This window comes from Bacillus sp. HMSC036E02, from assembly GCF_001836235.1.
In the GTDB taxonomy this organism is placed as follows: Bacteria; Bacillota; Bacilli; order Bacillales; family Bacillaceae_G; genus Bacillus_A; species Bacillus_A cereus.
On record NZ_KV827861.1, the window covers coordinates 36,083 to 62,136 of the forward strand.

Sequence of the window (26,054 nt, forward strand, 5' to 3'; positions counted from 1 at the left end):
ATACAAATCTTTTTTGATTTAAATTGCGGATTAGCCCTTGCAACTACAGAATAATAATTTATTTTCAACACATACATAATTACATGTTTTTGGGAAAAACTTGTATAGAACGAATTTACATAAGGAGGAATTTATAATGAGAATTCTACTATCAGTTTTATTAGCTCTTATGCTAGTACCTGCATTAACAGGATGTAAAGCTCCTGCAAAAGAAGACACAACTTCTAATAAAAAGACGACTGAAGAAGCAAAAAATGAGGCTCCTGCAGATTTAAAACTAAACTTCAATGAATTCGATTTAAAGGCAGACTACCAAGATACAAAGAAAGACTACGAAGCAGACTATAAAAATGTAGCAGCTGATAAGAAAATGGAAGCAAAAATTGAAGATCATAAAGCAGATGTAAAATTAACAGGAGACGAGGCTATCACAAAATTAAGCCCACTCTTACAAGAATTAAAATTTGATAAAAATACTGCTGACCAAGAAGTAATCGATCAAGTAGTGAACGTGTTCAAACTTGATAAAGACTATCAAAAATTTGATTTAGAAGTTGTCTTCTCTGATGGAACGAAAAAAGAATACAAAAGAGAAATAAAATAAAGAAGTAGGCGGTAGTAAGAAGAAAAAATAACCTTGCACAGGCAAGGTTATTTTTTCATTTCTGCTTGAAAACGTTTATAGTATGTTGATGCTGTTGCAAAATTAATTTCTATATCACGAATCAACGATGAATCTTCTTCTTTAGCTAACTTCTGTAATTTTTTCATTGCTTGCTCCGATTCATTCAAGAAACCAACATATACTTCATGTTCTTGCTCTTTCGACTTCGGCACACGAATTTCTTTACGTATATGATCAATATCTTCTAACATGCTCGTTGTTACCTTTTGCACATCTTCTTTATATGTAGCAGTCGTTATTTCCTTACCGCCCTTTTCTTTTGCTACTTCAAATAACTGCAGTGCTTTATTAATTTCTTTATTCATTTTCATATCGTATTTTTCATGTACTGCACGGTATTCTTTCATCTCTTCTGTTTGTTCTGTAGATTGCTCTACCTTTTCTTTCGGTTCTTTCGTATCTTTATTTCCATTACATCCTGCTAGAAGGAGCATTCCTCCCATTACGGCAATACCCAAAACCTTCTTCATCTCTTCTTCTCCTTTTATCTACAACTATTACTCATTATAGTTTCTTTTATCTCCACTTGTTATTATACCGAGAACATCCTACTTTTTACACTTAAGACGACACCGTAATATATATACCAACATGTTTGTCACAGTATCGTCACTTTATACAAATAATTTTTGCAATGCTTTACTACATCACCTTACAAAACTGTATGAGGTATTTCAAAGAAATGAAAAAAGAACTGATTCAAACATTCCCTTTGAATCAGTTCTTTTTTGTTAAGCCTCTAGATTTTGTTTTTGTTGCAGTTCAAACTGTTTCTCACTTCTTCTGGCCATAAATAGATAACATAACACTGCTCCTACTTCACAAAGCGCAATAACAATACCCATCGGTAATGCTGTATTACTTCCACCGATACCTACTAGCGGAGCAACAAGAGCTCCTGAAATAAACTGTAATAAACCTAATAAAGCTGATGCTGTTCCTGCAGCTTGTTTCTGATTTCTCATCGCTAATGAGAACCCAGTTGTTGATACAACCCCGACACTTGATACAACAAGGAATAACGAACATAAAACACCAATTAAACCTATTCCTAGTACGATTGTCAGTAGTAAAGATAGACCACCAACAGCTGCGATAATAATACCCGCAACAAATAATGTCTTCTCATTCACTTTCCCCGCTAAACGACCCGTTACCTGACTAGCAATAATAATACCGATGCCGTTAATCGCAAAGAATAAACTAAATTGCTGTGGTGATGCTCCGTATATGTTCTGCAACACAAATGGTGAGCCCGAAATGTATGCAAACATTGCCGCTGTTACTAATCCTTGTGACAATGCATATCCCATAAACAGACGGTCCTTTAACAATTTTCCGTACGTCGCCAAAGTCCCTGACAAACCACCCGTTTCTCTTTCTTCAGGAGGTAATGTTTCACGTAATACAAAAGTAGCTGAGATTAACATGAATACGCTAATTGCTCCAAGAACGATGAAAACACCGCGCCACGTTGTAAACTGTAACAATTGCCCCCCAATAATCGGTGCCAAAATAGGTGCTGCTCCGTTTACTAACATAAGCAGTGAGAAAAACTTCGTCATTTCAGAACCTGAGTACATATCTCTTACCATCGCACGTGATATAACAATCCCGGCTGATCCTGAAGCTCCTTGTAGGAAGCGCAATAATACTAATGTCCAAATAGATGGCGCAACAGCACAAAGTAAAGAAGAAGCAACATAAATAATAAGAGCAATAATAAGTGGTTTGCGTCTTCCGTAAATATCACTAATTGAGCCAACAAATAATTGCCCTACTGAAAGCCCAAGTAAACAAGCTGTTAATGTAAGCTGCGCTAGGGATGCACCTGTTTGCAAGTCATCCGTTAACTTCGGTAATGAAGGCAAATACATATCAATAGATAATGGCCCAATTGCCGTAAGTGTCCCTAATACAAGAATCATCCACAACCTGTTTGCCTTTACAGGTTTATATATTTCGTGATTAACTTCATTCACTTTTTCAATTCACCCTTTCCTATACACACTGAATCGTAACAATTATAGTTACATCATAAACATACGTCAAGTACAGTGCATTTTCCTCTTTCATAATGTAAAAAAAGCGATAGAAATTCTACCGCTTTACTTTTTCACATTGCTATTCGTAAATTTAGATACCGAGGCCATCGTCTCTCCCGTATCTAAATATGTAATTTGAATTGGATCTCCTACTTCTGTAAACATAGCATATGGAAATTTCTTCACTGGTATCATAAATACCTTTTGTTCATTCTCTAAAAGTACGTACACGATTGTATTTTCACCAGATTTTTCTTTATATACACGTTGTACAATACCTTCTTTTTGCGCTTCTTTTCCTGTTGAGGTTGGTCTAAATGTATCACCATTACCGCTCATTACGTTTTTATAATTCTCAAGCGCTTCTTTCTGCGAAGAACCTGTCGCAAATATTTTTGCATTAGCAGCATATACAACTGTATGCGCACGTACTAGGCCTCCGTCATCAACAACCGGAATAATCCAAGCTGGTTTACCGTATACGTTATAAATGACAGGCATTGTCCCATGCCATTTCTCTCTCTTAAAGGAATTATCCACTACTTCTGTAGCTGCTGAACCATCCATAATCCCCTTTACTTCTTTTCCATTATAATAATATAGCTTGCCTGTGCGTGCATCTACTAATGAATAGCCTAGAGCTGAATCTACTCCTTCTTTTGGAGAAGTAAAGTCTGTAAAATAATACAGTGTTCCATCTTTACCAAAAATCGGGGTCACGCCTTCTTTCGTTCCCCACTCAGTCGGAATTTTCATATCTGTTTGTGAAAATTTCGTATTCCAAAATCCGTGAATATATTTACCAAAGTACGTATTTAACGTAGATGCAGTCTCATGATTTAATACACCATCAACAAATTTAGGTGCCTTTCCTTTATCATATCTTTTCACTTCACCTGTTTGTGCATCTACTACGACAACACCTTCTACCTCAAATCCAGATCTTCCTGAAATAAATTCACCATACGTCATTGTATAATATGGTTTTCCTTTATCATCAACCTCAAATTTAGGTTTTCCTTTAAAGATTAAATTTGGTTCTGCTTGCCTTACCACACGCTCTAAATTATTACCAAAAAACATGCTTGGCACATATTTCATTTTATAACCGAGGTGCAGTTTCGCTTCCGCATCAGGATTCGTACCTGACATCGTTACATACCCTGGAATTGTCTCAGCTTTACGTGCTTTAAAAAAACCTGAAACTTCAATCGGCGCTACATATAAAGCTTCGCCGTTTATCATTTGTGGCGTTAATTCTCCTAGCTCAAAATAAGCTACTTTTGGAATATCACCAAATACTTTTTTCATCTTATTCTCCGCTGTCTTTGGCGGCACTGTAAACGGCTGGTCATTTTCAGTAAATGGCTCTGAAATATCTTTCTCTACCCTAACAACAGAATCATATTTCTTTTGCGAGATTACTATATCGTGCAAATAACCAAAGTAGCCGTAACTTGCGAGTAAAATAAACATTAGAAGTCCTTTTAATGTACCTTCTAATTTCCCTATTTGATCTTGTGAAAATAAAACAAGCCCAATTAAAATTGCTACTGCAACAGAATAATGAGTAAGAATCGAATCTACTCGATCATCAATTAGCCAAAAGTATTCATAGATTGCAATACCTATCCAAAATAAAACAGGAATAACTAAAATAGATGATTTCTTACCCTTTACAACCTTCTTATCTCCCTTCTTATCCACTGCTCGAAGCTTACTACTACTTCTTGTCCATGGAATCAAAAACAAAGTAAGAATAGCTAAAACTACAAATTTCATCAAAGGCACTGTCCCCTTTTCTTTTGTATTCCCTTTTAGTATAACAAATAAAGGGTATTAAGGTGAAAATAGGAATAGTTATATTTTTTTACTACTTAATACAATCCCGCTCACTACATATAAAATAGATGCAATATAAAAAATTGTACCAATTGTAAAGAAATCTACTAAATATCCCGTGGCAATAACCGCTACTGCTCCGCCAATGGATGTCCACACATGGTATTTTCCAATCTCATAACCAGCCTTTTCCTGCGCAACCTTTCGTGCTAACGAAGTCTTCTCAGTATTACGCTGCACAGCACCTAAAACGCCCATTACAATTTGAAGAATATACACATGCCAAACTTCCGTGGCAATTGGAAAGCAAAGCATTAAGATTGCCATGGACCAAGCGTATATGATTAATAATTTTTTATCCCCTACTTGATCAGATACCTTTCCCACTAGTGGATATACAAGTGCTGATGTTAAAGCAAATAAGCCATACGCCCAGCCAAATTGCGAGAAGCTATTTCCAACGTTTCGAAGCAATAATATATAAAAAGGAAATACCATACTTCCTGCCATCATGATGATACTTTGCGAAGCCACAAATCTTCTATATGTCATTTCGTATACTCCCTATAAAATAAATTCACAAATCTCTCTTCTGAATCTACTTCCTTCTTTTTCTTGAGAAATTCTTCAATGCGAGGATATGCCCTCTTTAACTGCTCTTTCGTTGGATAAGAATAATACGGCAAATAGTAACTACCATTATGCTTTAAAGTAACATCAATCATCTTTCGAATGACATCCTCTGTTTTCTTTATCTCACTCTCTGAGCGTCCCTGGTTAATCAAAAGAACCAGCGCAAACATATCATCTTTCGCATAGGACAAAACTGCATTTTCATTCTTTTCCACGTAACGAATCGTAATGTTGAGTAAATTAAACTCTTCTTCATTTAATACGTTACGTAAATCATCTATATACTCTGTGAAAGCATCTATAGGCACAAAGTATTCTTGTAACACTTCGGTCCTATTTGGATTTTCATATTCCATAAAAGCACTATCTGATCTCATAACATTATTACGCGTCTCATAATTTCCATCTGTACGTTCAAAATAACCTCTTTGTATATCCCAAAATGTATTCTTTCCCCAATCACTATAACGTGATAAACCAAGTAAAAATTTCGGTGCAGCTATAATATTTTCTTCCTTTAATTCACTGTACTCTTCTCTCATATTTTGATTTTGTGCCAAAGTATAATCTGTCACATACATCTCTTTTAAAAATGAATTTGGAGCAACAGAAATACGCGCTAAGTGCATACGAACATTCTCATCTCTTTTCACTTTCTCTTTGAAATAAGATGCGTATTCTTTATAATCTATCATTCTCGTGTGCATTTCATATAATTCATCATCTGTTAACTTCAGCGTCACATCTAAAATAACTCCAAATAAACCGTAACCCCCAATGACATATGGAAATAACTCTGCATTTTCTTCTCTACTTACATTACGTACCGTGCCATCTGCCATTAACAATCTAAATGAATCTACTGTATCAATCAGTGCCTCATGACGAATATCACGCCCGTGTACATTTACACTTAATGAACCGCCAACAGTAAAAATATTTTGAGACTGCATGACCTGTACCGCAAGGCCATAAGGATTTATTTTCTTCTGAATATCATTCCAGGTGACACCACTTTGAACTGTAATCCGCTTCTTCTCTGGATCAAATTCTAATATTTTATTATATCCTTTCATATCGAGCATCGTTCCATTCGGATAATATGTCTGTCCTCCTTGGCTATGTTGCATGCCTGCAATGGAAATTTTCTCTCCTGAAACTTTTGCATCTCGCACTAATTTTATTAACGAGTGCTCTTCCGTAGCACCTTCAACACGTTTTATTTTTGTCGGAAGCAATTTACCTACATCACTCATAATAGGATGATCAATTTGTTTTTTATACGTATGTACAGACGTTGCAAGCAAAACCGTATATGCGACAATGACCACTGCTATCTTTCTTTTTTTCAAAGGACACTCTCCTTATTAGCAACAAAAAGAGATACCCGTTCTTTCAGGTACCTCTCTTGACAGTGATTACTTTGCTGCTGGCAATTGTATTGGATCAAATTTATCATACGATGTAAACTTTGCATCCGTAATAATGTGCGCTTTATCCTCACCATTGCTACTCATAACCATATCTATCTTTGCTGATTCATATTTAAAATCTTTTGTAATAATATATTCCCCATCTATTTCTTCTATCTTTGCATTTTGGCCTTGTAGCATTTGTTTCTGCTTTTCATCCATACTAGCTAACATACTCTCTGTCTCTTGCCCTTTTAATGCAAACTTCAGCTTATAATTATCTCCACTTTTCTCCATCTTCACTTTATTTAAAATTTCCGATGGAATCTCTAAATTATCTACCATTCCTTGAGTCGCGTTCATTCCGTTAGCATTCAATTGTTCCTCTGGTACAGACATAATTTCACCCGTATTAGGATTTTTTAACTGACCAGCAATTTTGCCACCCACATCATAAACAACAACCTCTGTACCAGAAACATTCATTTCAGAACGAGAATTTTTTTTCTTCGGCTCTAGTTGCATTTTAGCCTTTATTACATTCATCTCTGTTCCTTCAGCCTTTATTCCCACATCATATGTCATCGTTACATTTTCTTCGTTTTTAAAAGCTTCATTCGCTTTATTAAAAACATCCTTCGCTGTTAATTCCTTTTCTTTCTGCACAGCTTCTTTTTTCGGTTCGTCAGTCTTTTTTGTTTTCTCATTACTACACCCTACTCCTAGACCGACTGCAAGTACTAAACTTGAAATTAAAATAAGTTTTTTCATAACGTCCCCTCCTTCCCAAAAATAATATCATCTCTTTTCCTATGAAATCTATATAATTCGTAATATTTATCTTTAAATTTATTTCCTATATAACAACATGTTTGAGAAAAAGTTTAAATATGATGTAAATAATAACAACTCATTTCAGGAGGTCATTATGAAAGCGATTATTTGTACAAAGTACGGACCACCTAATGTTCTCCAGCTTCAAAATGTAGAAAAGCCTAAACCTAAAAAAAATGAAGTATTAGTTAAAATTCACGCAACAAGTGTATCGACTGGAGATTGTAGAATACGTGGCTTTAATAGCCCACTCTTATTTTGGATTCCTATGCGGATCATATTAGGTTTCAGAAAACCGAGAAAACCTATACTTGGCGTAGAGTTATCCGGTGAAATTGAAGACATTGGAACAGATGTAACACAATTTAAAAAAGGAGATCAAGTTTTTGCATTAACAGAACTAAACCTTGGTGGTTATGCGGAATACACATGCGTGCATGAAAGTGGATTAATAGCATTAAAACCTACCAATGTGACATATGAAGAAGCTGCCGTTATTCCTTTCGGCGGAACTTCAGCATTGCACTTCCTTAGAAAAGGACAGATAAAAAAAGGGCAACGAGTACTTATATATGGCGCCTCTGGGTCAGTAGGGACAGCTGCCATACAACTTGCTAAATACTTCGGGGCGACTGTCACAGCCATTTGTAGTAGTTCGAATTTCGATTTAGTAACAACTTTAGGGGCAGACAACGTAATTGATTATATGAAAGAAGATTTTACTAAGCGGGGCGAGCACTACGATATTATATTTGATGCAGTTGGAAAATATAAAAAGTCTCTTTGTACAGATGCATTAATGCCTAATGGAAAATATGTATCTGTGAACGGAATGATGGCAAAGGTCAGTAAAGAAGATATGAACCTGCTAAAACAACTAGCTGAAACAGAAAAGCTAAAACCTGTTATTGATAGAACTTACCGATTAGAAGAAATTGCTGAAGCTCATATATATGTAGAAAAAGGACATAAAAAGGGGAACGTTTCGATTACCTTAAAGTAAAATATATTCTGAAAATATTATTGACAATTCTTTTTGTAAGATTTACTATTAGTACCATATTCAAAACTACATACACATACTCTTATCAAGAGTGGCGGAGGGACTGGCCCGATGATGCCCGGCAACCGAGCTTATGACGTATAAGCTAAGGTGCTAATTCCTGCAAAACGAGTTTTCGTTTTGGAAGATAAGAGAGGAATCTATTTCGTCTATTCGGCACCTCTCTTATTTTTGGGAGGTGCTTTTTATTTTGGAACGTATATGAAGGGGGATTTATAGATGAAAAAGGTATTATTAAGCATTGTAAGCGGAGCAGTATTATTATTAGGCGCATGTAGCGTGAGTTCAGATAAAGAGGTAAAAGCATTAGACGAGAAAAAGATTACTGTCGGTGTAACAGGTGGACCACATGAACAAATTTTTGAAAAGGTAAAAGAAGTTGCAGCAAAAGATGGTCTCGAAATTGATATAAAAGTATTTAATGATTATGTAGCGCCAAACGTATCTTTAGATGAAAAAAGCCTTGATGTAAATAGCTACCAAACGAAATCGTATTTAGATGTATTTAAAGCTGAACGCAATATGAAATTAGCTGAAGTATTTTCAACAGTAACATTCCCTATGGGCGTATATTCTAAAGATATAAAAGATGTAAAAGACTTAAAAGAGGGCGACGCAATTGCTGTACCAAATGACCCAACGAATGAACTTCGAGCTTTAAAATTATTTGAAAAAGCAGGGGTTTTAAAAGTTGATCCGAAGGCTACAGAAAAAGCGACTGCAAAAGATGTAATTGAAAATCCAAAAAAATTAAAGATTGTCGAATTAGAGGCATCTCAATTACCAACACAACTAAGTGAAGTGAAAGCAGCTGCTATTAACACAAACTTTGCATTAGGTGCAAAATTAAGTCCAGCGAAAGATTCTATCTTCCGCGAAGGAAAAGATTCACCATATGTGAACTGGGTCGTTGTTCGTACTGAAAATAAAGATGATGCCGTTGTAAATAAATTAAAGAAAGCTTATCAGTCTAAGGAAGTAAAAGAGTTTATCGAGAAAAAATTTGATGGTTCAGTTTTACCATCTTGGTAGGAGCTGACGATAATGATTGAATTACAAAACATATCCAAAGTATTTACAACAAAAAAAGGGAATGTTGAGGCTCTTAAGTCTACTTCCCTTAAAGTAGAAAAAGGCGAGGTATTTGGAATCATTGGGTATAGTGGCGCTGGTAAAAGTACATTGATTCGATGTGTAAATTTATTAGAAAAACCAACGACAGGAAATATCATTGTAAACCAACAAGACTTAACAACATTATCGACAAAAGAACTAGCAAAAGCGAGACAAAGAATCGGAATGATCTTCCAAGGATTCAATTTACTTAAAACTGTTACCGTTTATGAAAATATCGCATTACCGTTACGGCTTGCTGGCATTCCAAAAGCAGAAATTGAAAAAAGAGTAGAAAAGTATTTACGCATTGTCGATCTTTTTAATCGAAAAGATGCGTATCCAAGCGAACTTTCTGGTGGTCAAAAACAGCGTGTTGCAATTGCTCGTGCGCTATCACATGAACCTGAAGTGTTATTAAGTGATGAAGCAACGAGCGCATTAGATCCCGAAACAACCGATTCTATCCTTGATTTGTTATTAAAGATTAACGAAGAAATCGGAATTACGATTTTACTCATTACACATGAAATGAATGTCATCCAGCGTATATGTGACCGCGTTGCTGTTATGGAACATGGATCTGTAGTCGAAAGTGGGACTGTAAAAGATATTTTCACAAACCCACAACATGTAACAACGAAGAAATTTGTAAATAGCGCATTTGCAGCGAAAATTCCAGAAGAGGTACAGAAAGAACTACAAAGTACTGGAGAAATTGTAACACTTTCATTTATTGGCACTACTTCAGGGGAACCTGCCTTAGCCGTTGCCACAAAACGTTTCCAAGTGTATCCGAATATTTTATCCGGTAATATTACGCAGTTAAAACATGAAACATATGGGAAACTAGTCGTTCATATGCAAGGGGAACAAAATGAAATCCACCGTGTTTTATCATTTTTACAAGGGCAAGGAATCATCGTAGAAGGAGGTAGAACAGACTATGGGAAACAAGTCCTTTTTGGATGAATGGGGTAAAGTCATATGGGAAGCAACAATCCAAACATTTCAAATGACATCTATTTCATTACTCATCTCGATCCTTATTGCACTGCCACTTGGCGTCACACTTGTTTTAACGAGACCTGGTGGGCAACGTGAAAATAAAATCATCTATCCTATTCTTAATACAATTATTAATATCATTCGCTCTCTTCCATTTATCATTCTATTATTCTTCATCTTACCTTTTACAAAGTTTCTAATGGGAACGTCCATTGGCGTGCAAGGTGTTATCGTACCGCTTGTCGTCTTCACAGCCCCTTATATCGCACGTTTAATGGAGACAGCTTTACTAGAAGTCGATCGCGGTGTCATTGAAGCCTACCAAGCGATGGGCGTTTCTACTATAAAAATCATTTGGCACGTTATGGTGAAAGAAGCACGTCCCTCCCTTGTACTCGGATTAACAATCGCAACGATCGGCTTAATCGGCGCAACAGCAATGGCTGGCCTTGTAGGTGCTGGCGGGCTAGGGGATTTAGCATACCGCTTCGGACATTTACGCTACGAGCCTGAAGTAATGTATGCAACTGTCTTTATTTTAATTATCCTCGTTCAAGGATTACAGTCTTTAGGGAATGGTGTTGCACGAAGATTGAAGAAAGATTAAAAAAGAAGGCATCTCACCCTGGTGAGATGCCTTCTTTTTTATCTTTTAAATCCACCTTCTGAATGAATAACTTGCCCAGTAATCCACTCGGCTTCTTCACTTACTAGAAATTTAATGAGTCTAGCTGCATCCCTTGGCTCACCAATTCTGCCAAAAGGAAACATCGGCTTTAACCCTTGTTTTATCTCTTCAGTCATCCATCCTGTATCGGTTGGTCCTGGATTAATTGCATTCACTGTTATTCCTAAATGAGCTACCTCTGCTGACAACGTACTAGTAAGAGCATCAATAGCTCCCTTCGTTGTCGCATAAGCTAGTTCTCCTGCCATAGGACCTTGAAATTGCCCCGAAGTAATATTAACAATTCTACCACCAGATTTCTTATCAAATCCCCGGGAAAATTGACTACTGAGCAATGTAGTCGCACGAACATTTACCATATAATGCTTATCTAATTCTTCAGCAGTCAACGTAGAGAAATCATTATTCGTAGAATATGCTGCATTATTAATTAATATATGAGGGTACCCTAATTGTTCAGTAACTTTATTTATAAGCTCTTTTGGTGCATCATTCTGAGTTAAATCTAACTCCATACTTGATACTTTAACACCGTTTTTTAGTAACTCTTCTTTTAATTGTATTTGTTCATTTTTATCAACGCCCCAAGGCATCTCTTTATCGTAAGCTGTCCAATACGTAAAAAATATATCGTATCCTGATTCAGCTAATTCTTTACAAATCGCTGCCCCTATACCATCTAGACGACTTACCCCTGTAATAACTGCTACTTTATTTTTTAATTGGTTCATCATATACTCCTCCAAGTTTAAAGGACGCATATTTTATATAAGAGATATAAACTTTCCCACAAAAAAGACAGATACATAAAATAGGCACCTATCCTTATAAAAGGGATGTACAAGCCAAGTATGCATTCCTTGAATGATTTACAGATAACTAAATAAACCCTCGCTTATGAGAGCAAAATTTATCTATCTAGTTTCTAATCATTACAAGTTCATCCACATATTGAGTCTTTGTCTCCTTTACATATATCTCTATTCTTAGTTTATCAAAGCAGATAAAATGTTACAAAAAATAAAACAATTATTCACAACCTATCCTTGTTCACATTCTCTCCATTGTGAATCTTTTCACATTGGATATATAATAAACGTGTAAATACAATATTGGAGGGATTTCAATGGTTATCAATTTTTTAAGAACTGATAAACGTGCTACTTTCATATTATTACTTTTACGGCTTTACATAGGATATACATGGCTCGCTGCTGGGATAGGCAAAGTCTTCGGACAATCTTTTGACGCAAGCGGTTTTCTAAAGGGTGCTATTGCTCAAGCATCAGGTGACCATCCTGCAGTACAAAGTTGGTGGGCAGATTTTCTTCAACATTTTGTCCTTCCAAACGCAGACCTATTTAGCTTTTTAGTTCAATGGGGAGAAATTTTAGTAGGTCTAGGTTTGATTTTAGGCGGATTAACAAAAACAGCTGCATTTTTCGGAATCATAATGAATCTTTCATTTTTATTAAGCGGAACTGTTAGTGTAAACCCAAACCTGCTTATTTTGACTATGTTCATTTTAGTTGCAGGGCAGAACGCTGGACGTATTGGATTAGATGGCTATGTTTTCCCTAAACTTTTCCGTAAAAACAACCACGGAATATATAAATTAAGTAAAACTGCGTAGTAACAATTTACTTTTAAAATATAAATAAGAAAAAGAGCCTGAATATAGGCTCTTTTTCTTATTTATCCTAATTTAAACTTTTAACGAACCACGAAAACCTCTGGCAGCATAGTAAGAGTCTGCTCCATTGTGGTACACGAAAACATGTCCAAAGCGATAATCGCAAAATAGAGCACCACCAAGCTCTCTAATATCTGAAGGTGTTTGTACCCAACTCGATGATTTCATATCAAAATCTCCAAGTTGTTGTAACTCTCGATATTGTTCTTCCGTTAATAACTCAATACCCATAGCGGCCGCCACATCAATAGCGTTATTTTCTGGTTTATGCTTTTTTCTTGATTCTAACGCTTCAAGATCATAACAAAGACTTCTGCGGCCTTTAGGACTCTCCTTTGAACAATCATAGAAAATATATTCGTCCTTTTCTTCATCATAACCAATAACATCCGGCTCACCACCAGTTACTTCCATTTCGTTAAGTGACCATAATTTTTCAGCATTAGCTTCTATCTTCGCTTCAACTTTAGCCCATTCAAGACCTTCATGGCGGTTCATGTTTTTCTCAAAACGAGCTTGCAATACTTTCAATAACTCTTCACGTTTTTCTACTAATAAGTCATTTTTATTTCCTGTCATATTAGTCCTCCCTGATATATGTACTGATAGTAGTTTAAGTATATATTTTATAATAAATCATCTCAATATGAAGACCGTTTCAATCATATATCTTGTACAAACATCTATTACAAAGTCCTAAAACCCTCCATACTCTCTTCAAGCATATAGTGTGAAAACCACATCAAGTTCTGCTTCATAATAGCCACATGAACTCCTGGTTGGTCAGAACTATATGCCATTCCTTTAAATATAATTAATTCTGTATCAACTTCCATATCCATTAATCCTTGATATAGATCATATGCATTTGTAATCGGAATTCTTGCATCCTTTTCCCCATGTTGAATTAAGGTAGGCGTACAAGCTGATTTAATATACGTCATAGGTGATGTCTTCGTATATATATCTGGATCATTCCATGGAGTATTTCCTAAATACATTCTAATAAAGTAAGGTATATCTGTATTTACATAATGGGTACTCCAGTTAGTTATTCCACCGCCAACTGAAATAGCTTTAAACCTGCTACTAAATGTAGAACAAAAAGCTGATACATATCCACCATTGCTCCATCCCATAACTCCTACTCTATCTTTATCTACTATCCCTTGATCAACTAGTTTATCAACTCCTGATATAACATCGTCGTAGTCAGCAATCCCCTGTTTTCTATAGTTAGCTTTTAAAAATTCATTACCATAACCTGAACTTCCTCTGTAATTTGGCTCTAAAACGATAAAGCCTTTTTCAACAAACTGTTCAATCGGATATTTCTCATTGAAGCAGTCTGAAAATATCGGAAAAGATGCCCAAGCCGGACCACCGTGAATTACTACTAATAAAGGATATTTTTTATTAGTGTCAAACTCTACTGGCGTTGATAAAACACCTTCTATTTCAAGACCATCACTACTTTTCCATGAGATGATTTCCCTGTTACTTTTAAGTTTCCCTTTGAAAAAGCTATTTTCATCCGTTATTTTTTTATCGTCTAAATAGATTTCAAAGGTTTCATTTGTTATAGCCTTATTATAGGTTATATGATTTCCATCCTTTGTTATAGAGGCATCCATTATAAAGCCATCTACCTTGTCGCTTAATGCTTCCACAGTGCCATCTTCAGCTAGTAATCCAATACGATAATTCGTTTTATCCTGCCATCTAATTAAAATTCCTTTAGCTGTCCACTGTAATGGCATAACTGTACTATCAAAGTTTGTTAGAGGCTGAATTACCTCTCCAGTATTCATATCATATATCTCTAACGTACTATCTTGTATATGGTTTCTATAGTAATCCTTCTCTCTTATGCTTGCTGTGTAACATATTTTACTGCCGTCAGGAGAAAAGCAAACACTCCCTCCCAACAACTTATCCACATTCAGCTTTTGTAGCTCTCCAGCTTTAATATGGAGTATGTATAGATCTCCATTTATATAATCTGCCATATTTGAGCTTGGTGTCGCCATAAATACAACCTTTTTACCATCATTTGAAATATCAAATTCATGGATATGAAAATCCTTACCATCCGTTAATTGATAAACAACTCTGTTCTCGTGTTCATCTGTATCACTTTGTATCACCTTTTCTATTTCAATGTAATATAAACAATTATTCTGGTGTTCCTTACCTATATGTTGAAAATCTCCATATAGGTTCTTACGTTTCTTTATCTCTTCACATTCTTTTGACTGCGTAACATAATAAAGACCCTTGCCAGTAGGACCCCATTTGAATGTACTGACTCCTTCTTTCTCATCAGTAATTTGAACCTCTCTATAATCATCTAGTGACTTAACAAATATCTGATTTCCCCCATCACCAACTCGACTAAGATATGCGATACACCTAGCATCTGGAGACCATAATGGGTGTGTACTATCTATATCACCATTTGATAATGGGTAACTCTGCTTCTTATCTTTTTCATATATCCATACATGATTCCTATATATATTGTCTTTCCAATCAGCCGTCTTCTTAACAAATGCTACGTTTTTACCATCATCACTTATGTTTGTACTTGATACGGTTGGTAATGAAATAATCTCTTCTATACTTAAATATGTTTTTGCTTTCACTTTCATATAATAAGCCCCCTTGTAATGTCCATGAATCTACCGTCTCTTCTTGTCGTAATAAAGGAAATTGTTCACGGATACTTAAAATATTAACGGAAAATTCAGATAAATAAAAGTGAATCCGATAAAGTAAAACTTTAATCTATAGGGCTCTTTCCGCTTATCAATTTTAGATGTTCTTTTTCGACACAAAAATACCCCTTTTAGATACAAATTTGTAAATTTATTTTAAAGCTATAACTATATGTTGGTTTGGAATAAAATTTGATAAAAATGAAGTCATAAATCTTTATTTAACAACAAAAAATCCATTTTGAAAAAGCGATTGATCAAAATAGAATTACTCTTTTTAACTAAGTATGAGATTTTTATAAAAAAATTTTAATCAAAACTCACTTAGAATCTTTACTTGAAGAATAAAGCTTCGCATCTTTTTTGTAAACATCGTTAAACTAAGATAAATTTTGACCGCATCTGTAATTAATTGTAAAATATTACACATAGAAAGGTATTATAAAATAAATATAGAAGGGATATGTTTTTTAGTTTTAAAGGGGCTAAAGCACATCTATTTTATGTTTTTAGAGGGAGAATTGAAAAATCATATGAAGAATTTCAAAAAGAGTACAGGTAAAATTTTACTAGCATCCGGATTAGTAGTTTCTATGTCAGCTTGTAGTGTAACTAGTTTATTTGGAGAAAAAGAAAAAACAAATGCTGAATCTGGTAAACAAGAAAGTAAAGAAACTAAGACAGAAGGTAAATCATCTGAAACAAAGGAAAAATCAACTAACTCAAAAGAAGAAAGTAAAGATGTTAAGATGATTATGGTTTTACCTGAGGATTACCCACAACTTATGGTAGACATTGAAGAAGACTTATTAAGACGTCTAGATTACTATGATGCTTCTGTGAGGGATAATAAAAAGGGAAGTAAGTCAAATGAAGAGGTACGAGATAGTATTAAAGACTTAGATAAAGTATTTAATAAAATAGAGCGTATAGATGCACCAGGAAAATACAAGGAAGATCATAAGGAAATTGTAACAGCTGTTCAAAAGTTAAAAGAATCTTTCAAAGAAGTATCGAAGTTATTTGATTACTCTAAAACACTTAAAGATACGGATGATGCAATCATAGATAAAGCAAACAATAAATTAGATGAAGCAAAACGCATTTGGAAACCTGTATTTGATAAGTTAAAAGCGGAAGCTAAGAGTAGTTCAACAACTACTTCTACAACAAGTGGTACTAGTTCTTCTAACTCACCGAGTTTATCTAGTGGTAATACAGTTAAAACATACAGTACCCAAGATAAAACTGGTATATTCAAAGGAAAAATTGATACACCAGACGAGGGTTCGGCTAAGTTTAAGAATGTACAGAACAACTATAAAGACGGTACAGAGCTTGTAGGTAATTGGGGTATTGATTACGGAGACGGAGTCAAAACTACGTTAGTCCTAAAAGCAGATAAGACATTTGAAACATATGCAAATGGTTCTTATCCAAATAAAGATAATTACTTAACAGGAACATACCAAGCAGACGTTTCTTCCCATCAGTTAACGCTAATGGTGGAAAAAGGAACTCAAAATGGTCAAGAAGTGAAATTGGAACGACCTATTTATTCATCATATGAGGTTAAAAATTTAGATGGTAAAGCATTACAGATTTTCCACATAGACGAACAAGTAACAATTTGTTATGTAAAACAATAAATAACTAAAAGAACTCTGTAAAATGATTTTTACAGAGTTCTTTTCTTAGTTTTAATTTATTATAAACGATCAGACTTTTTTATAAACTATCAAAATTTATTTCAAACGCATAACTATATTTATTAACCTACCAATCTCCTACTCAACAGTAACAGACTTAGCTAAGTTACGTGGCTTATCAACGTCACACTCGCGGTGAAGTGCTGCGTAGTATGAGATAAGTTGTAATGGAATAACTGCTACTAGCGGTGCTAGCGCTTCGTGTACAGCTGGTAATACGAAGCTGTCACCTTCCATTTCTAAGCCTTTCATTGAGATGATACATGGGTTAGCTCCGCGTGCTACTACTTCTTTCACGTTACCACGAATTCCAAGGTTTACGTGCTCTTGTGTAGCAAGTGCGATAACTGGTGTACCATTTTCAATTAAAGCGATTGTACCGTGTTTTAACTCTCCTCCAGCGAATCCTTCTGCTTGGATGTAAGAGATTTCTTTTAGTTTTAACGCACCTTCTAATCCTACGTAGAAGTCTACGCTACGTCCGATGAAGAAACAGTTACGCGTTGTTGCTAAAAATTGTTTTGCTAATGCGTCCATTTCTTCTTTTTGATCACAAAGTTCTATCATTGCATTTGCTACAAGTCCTAGTTCGTGTGTTAAATCGAAATCAAGAACTTCACCTTTTGCTTTAGCAATATCAGCCGCTAAAATTGAAAGTACTGCAAGCTGTGCTGTGTAAGCTTTCGTTGATGCAACTGCAATTTCTGGTCCAGCGTATAACGGAAGTGTATAATCAGCTTCACGAGAAAGCGTAGAACCAGGCACGTTTGTAATTGTTAATGCTTTATGACCCATTTCATTTGTTTGTACAAGTACTGCACGGCTATCAGCTGTTTCACCACTTTGTGAAATGTAAATGAAGAATGGTCTTTCTGTTAATAATGGCATGTTGTAAGAGAATTCACTTGCCACGTGTACTTCAACTGGCATTTTTGCAAACTTCTCGATAAATTGTTTTCCAACAAGACCTGCATGATAACTCGTTCCACATGCAATGATGTAAATACGATCGCTATCTAAAATCGCATTGCGGATGTCTTGATTTAATTCAATTTCGCCATTTTCATCTTGATACTTTTGAATTATATTACGGATTACAAGTGGTTGCTCATCGATTTCTTTAAGCATGAAATGAGGATATGTTCCTTTTTCAATATCACTTGCGTCTAATTCCGCTGTAAACGGTGCACGTTCAATCGTTTCACCTTGTAAGTTTTTAATTGTAATACTTTCTTTCGTTACGATTACGATTTCTTTATCCATTAACTCAATGAATTGATCTGTAACTTGTAACATCGCCATAGCGTCGCTTGCCACAACATTAAAGTTGTCACCAACACCTACTAATAGCGGGCTTTTGTTTTTAGCAACATAAATCATGTTTGGATTTTCAGCATCAAGTAATCCGATTGCATAAGAGCCATGTAAAAGAGATAGCGTATTACGGAACGCTTCTTCTACACTTAATCCTGTGCTCACTTGTTGTTCCATAAGCTGTACGATAACCTCTGTATCTGTTTCACTTACGAACGTTACATCTTGTAAATATTCCTTTTTCACTAATTCATAGTTTTCAATTACACCGTTATGAACTAATGTAAAGCGTTTTGATGTACTTTGATGCGGATGCGCGTTTACTTTACTTGGAACACCGTGTGTAGCCCAGCGTGTGTGTCCGATACCTACGCTTGCTGCTACGTTCTCATCTACGATTTCACGAAGTTTTGCGATACGGCCTTTTTCTTTGTATACAACAACACCGTTCTCTGCTTGTACTGCAATACCTGCTGAATCATATCCACGATATTCTAGCTTTTCTAAACCTTTTAATAAAATTTCCTTTGCATCTTGCTCTCCAATAAATCCTACGATTCCACACATGTTTAGTCGCCGTTACAAATGCTTACACTGCTCTGCGAACATGTAACGACATAGTCCGATACCATTTTTATTTATACTAAAAAACGGATTACATATTGCTAGCCCTGTAAGCTTGTAACGGCTTTCACCTTCCTCTCGATTGGGTTTAAGTCCGTATATACTTATACAGCTAGTTTTCATCCGTTCCTCTTCTCTCATCACACTTTCACCTTTGTCCACTAAGTCACCTTAATGATTTAAGTAAAAGCTTGCGGTTGTGATGAACAACCGGGAGTCATCCGCCGAAATCTCGATAAACCCCACCTCGTCAACTACACTATTTGTAGTTCTGGCGCTTTTATAACTTACAATATTTCCTTTGAGAAAAAGAACAAGACCATCTTATAACAAACATGGATAAACCGTCAATGAAATTTTTTTCATCGTCTATAAAACATATGAAAAAGGAGCACTTTTTGTGCTCCTTTTTCATATAAATTCAGCTAATTATTCAGCGCCAACTTCGGCTTTCACAACTTCTACAATGCGATGTACATATGCATCACAAACTTCTTGTGTTGGTGCTTCTGCCATTACACGAATAAGTGGCTCTGTTCCAGATGGACGAACAAGAATACGACCATCACCGTTCATTTCTTCCTCTACAACACGAATAATTTCTTTGATTTTTTCATTTTCTAATGCTAATTTTTTATCTGTTACACGAACGTTTACTAGCAATTGTGGGAATTTCGTCATTTCTCCTGCAAGCTCAGATAATGGCTTTTTCGTCATTTTCATGATGTTTACAAGTTGAAGTGCACTTAACATTCCATCACCAGTTGTAATGTAATCAAGTAAGATAATATGGCCTGATTGTTCTCCACCTAGGTTGTAACCTCCGCGCTTCATTTCTTCCATTACGTAGCGGTCACCAACTGCTGTTTTATCACTTGTAATATTATTTGCTTCAAGTGCTTTGTAGAAACCTAAGTTACTCATAACAGTTGAAACAACTGTATTATGTTTTAATTGACCAGTTTCTTTCATGTACTTCGCACAAATGAACATAATTTGATCACCGTCAACGATGTTTCCTTTTTCGTCTACAGCAATTAAACGGTCGCCATCGCCATCAAAAGCAAGTCCGATATCCGCTCCTTTTTCTTTTACCAATTCAGCTAAGCCTTCTGGATGTGTAGATCCTACACCCTCATTAATATTCATACCATTTGGGGAAGTTCCCATCGTTGAAATATCAGCTTCTAGGTCTGCAAATAAGTATGGAGCTAGAGAAGAAGTTGCACCATGTGCACAATCTAAAGCGATATGTAGGCCAGAGAAATCTTCTTCAACAGTTTGTTTAATGTACTGTAAATATTTTTGTCCACCTTCAAAGTAATCGCTCACTTGTCCAAGATTAGTACCTGTCGGACGTGGTAGTTCATCAACTTCTTTGTCTAATAAAGCTTCAATCTCAGCTTCTTGCTCATCTGTTAATTTAAAGCCGTCTGAACCAAAGAATTTAATACCGTTATCTTGTACTGGATTATGAGATGCAGAAATCATAACACCCGCTTGTGCGTCTAGTGCTTTTGTTAAATAAGCAACGCCCGGTGTAGAAATAACGCCAAGGCGCATTACTTCTGCTCCAGTTGATAATAGCCCTGCTACTAAAGCTCCTTCTAACATATGGCCAGATACACGTGTATCACGACCGATAATTACTTTTGGACGATCTGTATCTTTTGTTAATACATAACCACCAAAACGTCCAATTTTGAAAGCTAATTCAGGTGTTAACTCCTTATTTGCAACTCCGCGTACTCCATCTGTACCAAAATATTTACCCATTATGATTCGCTCCTTTTTCTTGCTCTTTTTGATTGTGATTATCTACTGTTGGTTCTTGACTCGTTTCTTTATCTTTATCTTGATTTTGATTTTGGTTTTGATTCTTTTCCTGTTCTTTTTCTGAATCAGGTTCAGGATTTTTTGGTTTCTCATTTTGATTTTCTTGATCGGTGTTTGAATCCGGTTGTTGACCGTTACCCTGTACTTCTTTATCTGGTTTTTCTTTCTTCACAATAGTAACTTTAGCACTTTTTTGTTTTGGCTCTATTGAAATATTACCAGGACCACTCACTTGAATGGAAATATCTTTCGTTCCTGGAGATACATTTTGCAGATTAATTACCGCTGTTATTTGAGCAGCTGTTATTTTATCTACTATACTTGCTTCTCCTGAAATATCAACACTTATCTTTCCATCTTGCGGCGAAAGTAGCTGAGCAGTAACATCTTTAGAAAGTCCATTTTTCTGGATTGGGATACCATCAATCGTTTTTGTTTTCGTTTGTTTTGTTTTTTGCACTCCCACCGAAACCTTCACTTGATTCGGTTTTGCACTTGTTACACCCTTGGGTAATAAAACAGAGGCATCGAATGTTGTAGACTCTGTCAATTGACTAAGATCTACTTCGACCCCCTCTAGCGATTGTATATTATCCAAAATATCTTTTGGACCTGCTATAGTTACTTCTCTCGGCTCAACACTGATATTTGTAACTGCCAATCCTTCTGCTAAACTCCCCTTCTTCGTATACGTTACAGGAACAGTTTTTTCAGTATTATTGGCTGTATTTTGCGTTGCCACATTCAACGTTACACTAATCTTAGATGGACTTGTTCTTACATTTAAACGTTTTCCTTCTTTATTGTATAATGTAACTTCGGGCGTTTTTGTAACAGTTTTATTAACACCTTTTAAATCAACATACGCTTTGGCAGATGAAATGCTTTCAATTTCTTCTTTCGTCCCAACTACCTCAACAGTATCCGGTTTAAGGCTTGATTTTTCTAGAGTAGCCCCCGCTGGCATCTGATCCTCATTTGATAATTTCAGATCTACATGAACATATTTTCTCGCCTTTTCATGAAGAGTAACTTTAATTGTTGATGGCTGAACTGTTCCTTTCACATCATCTGGAAGCCCGTTCGTTTTTAAAGAAATCTCATAAGTTCCTTTTGGACTATCTCGCAAATCAACCGGTATGTCAAATTGTTTTTTTGCTTTTGCTGTAGCAACTGATGCTTTTGGGCCTTCTAATTTTACTTTAACGCCCTCTGCCGGAATACCACTTACAATATATTTCTCCTCATCATACTTAAGATTAATAGCATAATTAGTTAATGTTTCTTTCGTATCATTTGCAAAAGGTAATATACCTGATGTCGTATTTTTTTCAGTTAACGTCGCTGACATAAAAAGCATACACGCCAATAGTAATGAGATCCCTTTTAAAAACCAATGATTCTCCATTAACTTATCCATGACGCTTTCTCCTCCAATTCCATAAAGACGAAGAAGTCGTTTTTTCGTTTCCACTAAATTCAGCTAATAACATATCCTTCAGCTGTTCTGTCTTCAAATCACGATGCAACTTACCATTTTTCGTTAAAGAAATTTGACCAGTTTCTTCAGACACAACTACTGTAATACTATCAGTAACTTCACTAACTCCCATTGCAGCACGATGTCTAGTTCCTAATTCTTTAGAAATAAACGGACTTTCTGATAATGGAAGATAGCATGCTGCTGCTTTAATTGTACTTCCTTGCATAATTACCGCTCCGTCATGAAGAGGTGTATTTGGAATAAAAATATTAATAAGTAATTCCGATGATACGTTTGCATTCAGCGGAATACCCGTTTCCACATAATCACCCATACCGGTCTCTTTTGACAAAGTAATTAATGCACCAATTCTACGTTTCCCCATATATTCGGTTGCTTTTGCTATCGCTGTTGCAACCATTTCAGGTTCATCATCCTCATGCGTTCCAACACGCGAAAATAAACTTCCGCGCCCTAGCTGCTCAAGTGCTCTTCGCAATTCTGGCTGAAAGATAATAATAACGGCTAAAAATCCCCACGTTAATACTTGTTCAGTTAGCCAAGATAGCGTACGCAATTCAAGGAAAATACTGATCATCTTAACGACGATAATAACTGTAATCCCTTTTAAAAGTTGAACAGCTTTTGTCCCTCGGATTATAAGAATTAGCTTATATATAATAAACCATACAATGGCAATATCTAATGCCGTACTAAGATATTTCAAAATGGTCGTATCTTCAAAAGGCATGCTATCCCTTCCTCCTACTTACGAGCAATTCTATCCATATATTGAAATATTGTTTTATGCTCTATCTGTATGTATTTCCAACAACTAGTTAATTATACCATACATGAAACAAACGACAATTACAAACAACCCCCTTTAGCTCAAATTGGTAAGATGTCAAACATTTTTATTGTACAGTATAATATAAATCATTATTATACGCCTATTTTCAAATAAAAAAAGCAACTTCTCAGTTGCTTTTCTTACATTTATTTTAGTTTTTCACCGAATAAAGAACCCATTAAAGCAACTGCTGTTGTTGCCGTTCTATTTCTCTCATCTAAAATCGTATTTACCTCAACAAATTCAGCAGATGTGATAATATCAGCTTCTGCTAACATTTCCATCGCCAAATGACTTTCACGATAAGATAGACCGCCAATTACAGGCGTTCCAACACCTGGTGCATCATGAGGATCAAGACCGTCTAAATCTAATGATAAGTGTACACCATCAGTATGAGATAAATATGCGATTGTTTCTTCCATAACAGCCGTCATCCCCATACGATCAATTTCATGCATTGAGAACACTTTAATACCTTCATTGCGAATGAAATCTTTTTCTCCTTCATCCAATGCACGCGCACCGATAATTACGACATTCTCTTTTTTCACCTTTGGATATGCTCCGTATAAATCTACAAGTGAAGAATGTCCATAACCTAAACTTGCTGCAAGTGACATACCATGAATATTTCCAGATGGTGAAGTTTCCTCTGTATTTAAATCACCATGTGCATCATACCAAATAACGCCTAAGTTTTTATAATGTTTTGCTACACCAGCTAATGTACCGATAGCAATACTATGGTCACCACCTAATACAAGTGGAAAACGACCTTCTTCTATAATATGATCCACCTTACTTGCTAATTCATTACATACAGTTGCAACTTGTGTAAGGTTTCTTAATTTTGTATTTTCATCTATCTCTTTTTCTCTCTCTATACATATATCTCCCATATCTTTAACGTCATATCCAATTTCTTCAATTCTTTCAATTACCCCTGCATAACGGATCGCGCTCGGTCCCATATCAACTCCACGACGCATCTGTCCTAAATCCATTGGAACTCCAATAACTGAGATTTCTTTTTTCATAGATAGTATCCCCCTTTTATGCCTTCACTAAATATTTTAAATCTTTTATATAGTCTGACTCAACTCGACATTTTTCTGTATGGATATACAATTTATTCACTTATATTCATACTGAAAACCAAATTTCAAGACTATTCTATGTATAAAGTTAACTTAATGAAACAATCGCAATCACTATTATTAAATAATAATAATAAAACACTCCTACATTTAGAAGTGTTTTTCTGATGCTATTTTCCATACTATTGCAATATTTTTTGTTGTCATTTCAATATTTTCTTCTGCTACTTTATATGCTTCTTCTAGTGTCATCGGTCTCGTTGTAATACTAAATACCGCATCTATTCCTTTCTCGTACACAGCTGAATAATCAGATGATACAGACCCTCCAATAGCAATTACAGGCACCGAAAAACGTTTCGCACGCCCCGCAACACCCACAGGAGCCTTTCCATATGCAGTTTGTTTATCTATTCTACCTTCACCAGTTATAATGAGATTTGCATCTTCTATATGTTTATTGAAATTTGTGTAATCTAATACAATTTCAATGCCCCTCCGCAAGTCTCCCTTTAACACTGAAATAACAGCCGCTCCCATTCCTCCCGCTGCCCCTGCACCAGGTATTTCAGATACATCAAAAGATACATATTGTTTAAGCATATTCGCATAATGTTGTAAATTCTCATCTAGCTCTTTCATCATCTCTACATTTGCACCCTTTTGTCTCCCAAATATGAAAGATGCTCCCTGCATTCCGACTAATGGATTATCCACATCACATGCCGCTTCTATCTTTACCCCCTTTAAGCGTGGGTCCATTCGTGAAAAATCAATAGCAACAATCGAATGTAATGTGCCTCCAGATGGATCTATTACTTCACCCTTGTCATTTATAAATCTTACTCCTAAAGCTGCTAACATACCTGCCCCACCATCATTTGTAGCACTTCCTCCAAGTCCTAAAATTATGTACTCCACTCCTTGATCTAGCGCATGTAATATAAGTTCTCCTGTTCCTTTTGTCGTTGTAATAAGTGGGTTGCGCTTTTCTACTGGAACGTGCTGTAATCCTGATGCTGCTGCCATTTCAATAAACGCTGTCTTTTTATCTTTAGAAATGCCATAAAAAGCTTGTATACCTTCTCTAAGCGGTCCTGTCACACTAATTGATATAATTCTCCCCCCTGTAGCATCAACAAGTGATTCAACCGTCCCTTCTCCTCCATCTCCAATTGGTATTTTCACATACTCTGCATTAGGAAAAATTGCTCTAAAACCTCTTTCAATAGCTCCACATACTTCTATAGCTTTTAGGCTTTCTTTATATGAATCAGATGCAATAACAACTTTCACAATTATCTCCCCATCCCTTATTTTTACGTTTTCTTCATTTTAAACGACAAGTATAAAAGTTGTCTTTTTAAAAACAAAAAAAGCTTACATCATATGATGTAAGCTT

The 26,054-nt window shown here is 35.7% G+C and carries 23 protein-coding genes and 1 riboswitch; of the genes, 7 read left to right on the plus strand and 16 right to left on the minus strand.

Going from position 1 to position 26,054, the window contains the following annotated elements; translation table 11 throughout:
• Nucleotides 1-136: 136 nt before the first annotated feature.
• On the plus strand, nucleotides 137-604 hold the full coding sequence (locus HMPREF2590_RS23530; RefSeq protein WP_001221553.1) for a YusW family protein: 468 nt from the start codon (nucleotides 137-139) through the stop codon (nucleotides 602-604).
• A 47-nt stretch (nucleotides 605-651) separates the two neighbouring features.
• Here the strand turns inward: HMPREF2590_RS23530 and HMPREF2590_RS23535 are convergent, their stop codons facing one another.
• The 6 genes from HMPREF2590_RS23535 to HMPREF2590_RS23560 form a co-directional block, all read right to left on the minus strand.
• Nucleotides 652-1,155 carry a hypothetical protein gene (locus HMPREF2590_RS23535; protein ID WP_000756516.1) on the minus strand — a complete coding sequence of 168 codons (504 nt, stop codon included), beginning with the start codon at nucleotides 1,153-1,155 and terminating at the stop codon, nucleotides 652-654.
• A gap of 261 nt (nucleotides 1,156-1,416) precedes the next feature.
• Nucleotides 1,417-2,676: a multidrug effflux MFS transporter gene (locus tag HMPREF2590_RS23540; RefSeq protein WP_223153447.1), complete on the minus strand. Its 1,260-nt coding sequence runs from the start codon at nucleotides 2,674-2,676 to the stop codon at nucleotides 1,417-1,419.
• Between the two features lie 117 nt (nucleotides 2,677-2,793).
• Nucleotides 2,794-4,512 carry a DUF3981 domain-containing protein gene (locus HMPREF2590_RS23545; protein WP_003311616.1) on the minus strand — a complete coding sequence of 573 codons (1,719 nt, stop codon included), beginning with the start codon at nucleotides 4,510-4,512 and terminating at the stop codon, nucleotides 2,794-2,796.
• A gap of 78 nt (nucleotides 4,513-4,590) precedes the next feature.
• A complete protein-coding gene (locus tag HMPREF2590_RS23550) occupies nucleotides 4,591-5,124 on the minus strand; it encodes an MFS transporter (protein ID WP_000222367.1) in 534 nt (177 codons plus the stop codon).
• Nucleotides 5,121-6,557 (minus strand): FAD-binding oxidoreductase, encoded by a 1,437-nt coding sequence (locus tag HMPREF2590_RS23555; RefSeq protein ID WP_000746284.1) that lies wholly within the window; start codon nucleotides 6,555-6,557, stop codon nucleotides 5,121-5,123. Before HMPREF2590_RS23555 ends, HMPREF2590_RS23550 begins: the two co-directional genes overlap by 4 nt.
• A 66-nt stretch (nucleotides 6,558-6,623) precedes the next feature.
• Entirely contained in the window at nucleotides 6,624-7,388 is a 765-nt protein-coding gene (locus HMPREF2590_RS23560; RefSeq protein WP_000733612.1) for a DUF6612 family protein, read from the minus strand.
• A 157-nt stretch (nucleotides 7,389-7,545) separates the two neighbouring features.
• On the opposite strand from HMPREF2590_RS23560, the gene HMPREF2590_RS23565 reads away from it, so the two are divergent.
• The 4 genes from HMPREF2590_RS23565 to HMPREF2590_RS23580 all read left to right on the plus strand — a co-directional run bounded on the left by HMPREF2590_RS23565 (nucleotide 7,546) and on the right by HMPREF2590_RS23580 (nucleotide 11,242).
• On the plus strand, nucleotides 7,546-8,454 hold the full coding sequence (locus tag HMPREF2590_RS23565; RefSeq protein WP_000643864.1) for an NAD(P)-dependent alcohol dehydrogenase: 909 nt from the start codon (nucleotides 7,546-7,548) through the stop codon (nucleotides 8,452-8,454).
• Nucleotides 8,455-8,533: 79 nt separating this feature from the next.
• Nucleotides 8,534-8,648: riboswitch (SAM riboswitch) on the plus strand.
• A gap of 85 nt (nucleotides 8,649-8,733) precedes the next feature.
• The gene (locus HMPREF2590_RS23570; RefSeq protein WP_000756992.1) at nucleotides 8,734-9,546 is read left to right on the plus strand and encodes a MetQ/NlpA family ABC transporter substrate-binding protein; all 813 of its coding nucleotides are present in this window, start codon (nucleotides 8,734-8,736) and stop codon (nucleotides 9,544-9,546) included.
• A gap of 12 nt (nucleotides 9,547-9,558) precedes the next feature.
• Nucleotides 9,559-10,599, plus strand: a complete 1,041-nt coding sequence (locus HMPREF2590_RS23575; RefSeq protein ID WP_000571622.1) for a methionine ABC transporter ATP-binding protein — start codon at nucleotides 9,559-9,561, stop codon at nucleotides 10,597-10,599.
• Nucleotides 10,574-11,242, plus strand: coding sequence for a methionine ABC transporter permease (locus HMPREF2590_RS23580; protein ID WP_000527151.1), 669 nt, complete (start codon nucleotides 10,574-10,576; stop codon nucleotides 11,240-11,242). The genes HMPREF2590_RS23575 and HMPREF2590_RS23580 overlap by 26 nt, the downstream gene beginning before the upstream one ends.
• 38 nt (nucleotides 11,243-11,280) lie before the next feature.
• Here the strand turns inward: HMPREF2590_RS23580 and HMPREF2590_RS23585 are convergent, their stop codons facing one another.
• On the minus strand, nucleotides 11,281-12,057 hold the full coding sequence (locus HMPREF2590_RS23585) for an SDR family oxidoreductase (protein ID WP_002098920.1): 777 nt from the start codon (nucleotides 12,055-12,057) through the stop codon (nucleotides 11,281-11,283).
• A gap of 392 nt (nucleotides 12,058-12,449) precedes the next feature.
• Here HMPREF2590_RS23585 and HMPREF2590_RS23590 point away from each other — a divergent pair, with 392 nt between their 5' ends.
• Nucleotides 12,450-12,956, plus strand: a complete 507-nt coding sequence (locus HMPREF2590_RS23590) for a DoxX family membrane protein (protein ID WP_000236366.1) — start codon at nucleotides 12,450-12,452, stop codon at nucleotides 12,954-12,956.
• A gap of 72 nt (nucleotides 12,957-13,028) precedes the next feature.
• On the opposite strand, the gene HMPREF2590_RS23595 is transcribed toward HMPREF2590_RS23590, so the two are convergent.
• Both HMPREF2590_RS23595 and HMPREF2590_RS23600 read right to left on the minus strand, forming a co-directional pair.
• Nucleotides 13,029-13,595: a DUF4256 domain-containing protein gene (locus tag HMPREF2590_RS23595; protein WP_000147387.1), complete on the minus strand. Its 567-nt coding sequence runs from the start codon at nucleotides 13,593-13,595 to the stop codon at nucleotides 13,029-13,031.
• A 107-nt stretch (nucleotides 13,596-13,702) separates the two neighbouring features.
• Nucleotides 13,703-15,667, minus strand: a complete 1,965-nt coding sequence (locus tag HMPREF2590_RS23600) for a S9 family peptidase (RefSeq protein ID WP_000864887.1) — start codon at nucleotides 15,665-15,667, stop codon at nucleotides 13,703-13,705.
• A gap of 587 nt (nucleotides 15,668-16,254) precedes the next feature.
• Between HMPREF2590_RS23600 and HMPREF2590_RS23605 the strand changes: the two genes are divergently transcribed.
• Complete coding sequence (locus tag HMPREF2590_RS23605) at nucleotides 16,255-17,382, plus strand: DUF3994 domain-containing protein (protein ID WP_074596557.1); 1,128 nt, start codon at nucleotides 16,255-16,257, stop codon at nucleotides 17,380-17,382.
• Nucleotides 17,383-17,520: 138 nt separating this feature from the next.
• On the opposite strand, the gene glmS is transcribed toward HMPREF2590_RS23605, so the two are convergent.
• From glmS to HMPREF2590_RS23640, 7 genes are all read right to left on the minus strand, one after another.
• The gene (gene glmS / locus HMPREF2590_RS23610; protein ID WP_000334163.1) at nucleotides 17,521-19,323 is read right to left on the minus strand and encodes a glutamine--fructose-6-phosphate transaminase (isomerizing); all 1,803 of its coding nucleotides are present in this window, start codon (nucleotides 19,321-19,323) and stop codon (nucleotides 17,521-17,523) included.
• Between the two features lie 12 nt (nucleotides 19,324-19,335).
• Nucleotides 19,336-19,521 carry a hypothetical protein gene (locus HMPREF2590_RS23615; protein ID WP_001206405.1) on the minus strand — a complete coding sequence of 62 codons (186 nt, stop codon included), beginning with the start codon at nucleotides 19,519-19,521 and terminating at the stop codon, nucleotides 19,336-19,338.
• Nucleotides 19,522-19,809: 288 nt separating this feature from the next.
• Nucleotides 19,810-21,156, minus strand: coding sequence for a phosphoglucosamine mutase (gene glmM, locus HMPREF2590_RS23620; protein ID WP_000521476.1), 1,347 nt, complete (start codon nucleotides 21,154-21,156; stop codon nucleotides 19,810-19,812).
• The gene (locus tag HMPREF2590_RS23625) at nucleotides 21,149-22,636 is read right to left on the minus strand and encodes a CdaR family protein (RefSeq protein WP_000359598.1); all 1,488 of its coding nucleotides are present in this window, start codon (nucleotides 22,634-22,636) and stop codon (nucleotides 21,149-21,151) included. The genes glmM and HMPREF2590_RS23625 overlap by 8 nt, the downstream gene beginning before the upstream one ends.
• Nucleotides 22,629-23,450: a diadenylate cyclase CdaA gene (gene cdaA, locus HMPREF2590_RS23630; RefSeq protein WP_001115697.1), complete on the minus strand. Its 822-nt coding sequence runs from the start codon at nucleotides 23,448-23,450 to the stop codon at nucleotides 22,629-22,631. The genes HMPREF2590_RS23625 and cdaA overlap by 8 nt, the downstream gene beginning before the upstream one ends.
• A 248-nt stretch (nucleotides 23,451-23,698) precedes the next feature.
• Nucleotides 23,699-24,592, minus strand: coding sequence for an arginase (rocF, locus tag HMPREF2590_RS23635; RefSeq protein ID WP_000711563.1), 894 nt, complete (start codon nucleotides 24,590-24,592; stop codon nucleotides 23,699-23,701).
• Between the two features lie 210 nt (nucleotides 24,593-24,802).
• A complete protein-coding gene (locus HMPREF2590_RS23640; protein WP_000869582.1) occupies nucleotides 24,803-25,948 on the minus strand; it encodes a glycerate kinase in 1,146 nt (381 codons plus the stop codon).
• Nucleotides 25,949-26,054: the final 106 nt, after the last annotated feature.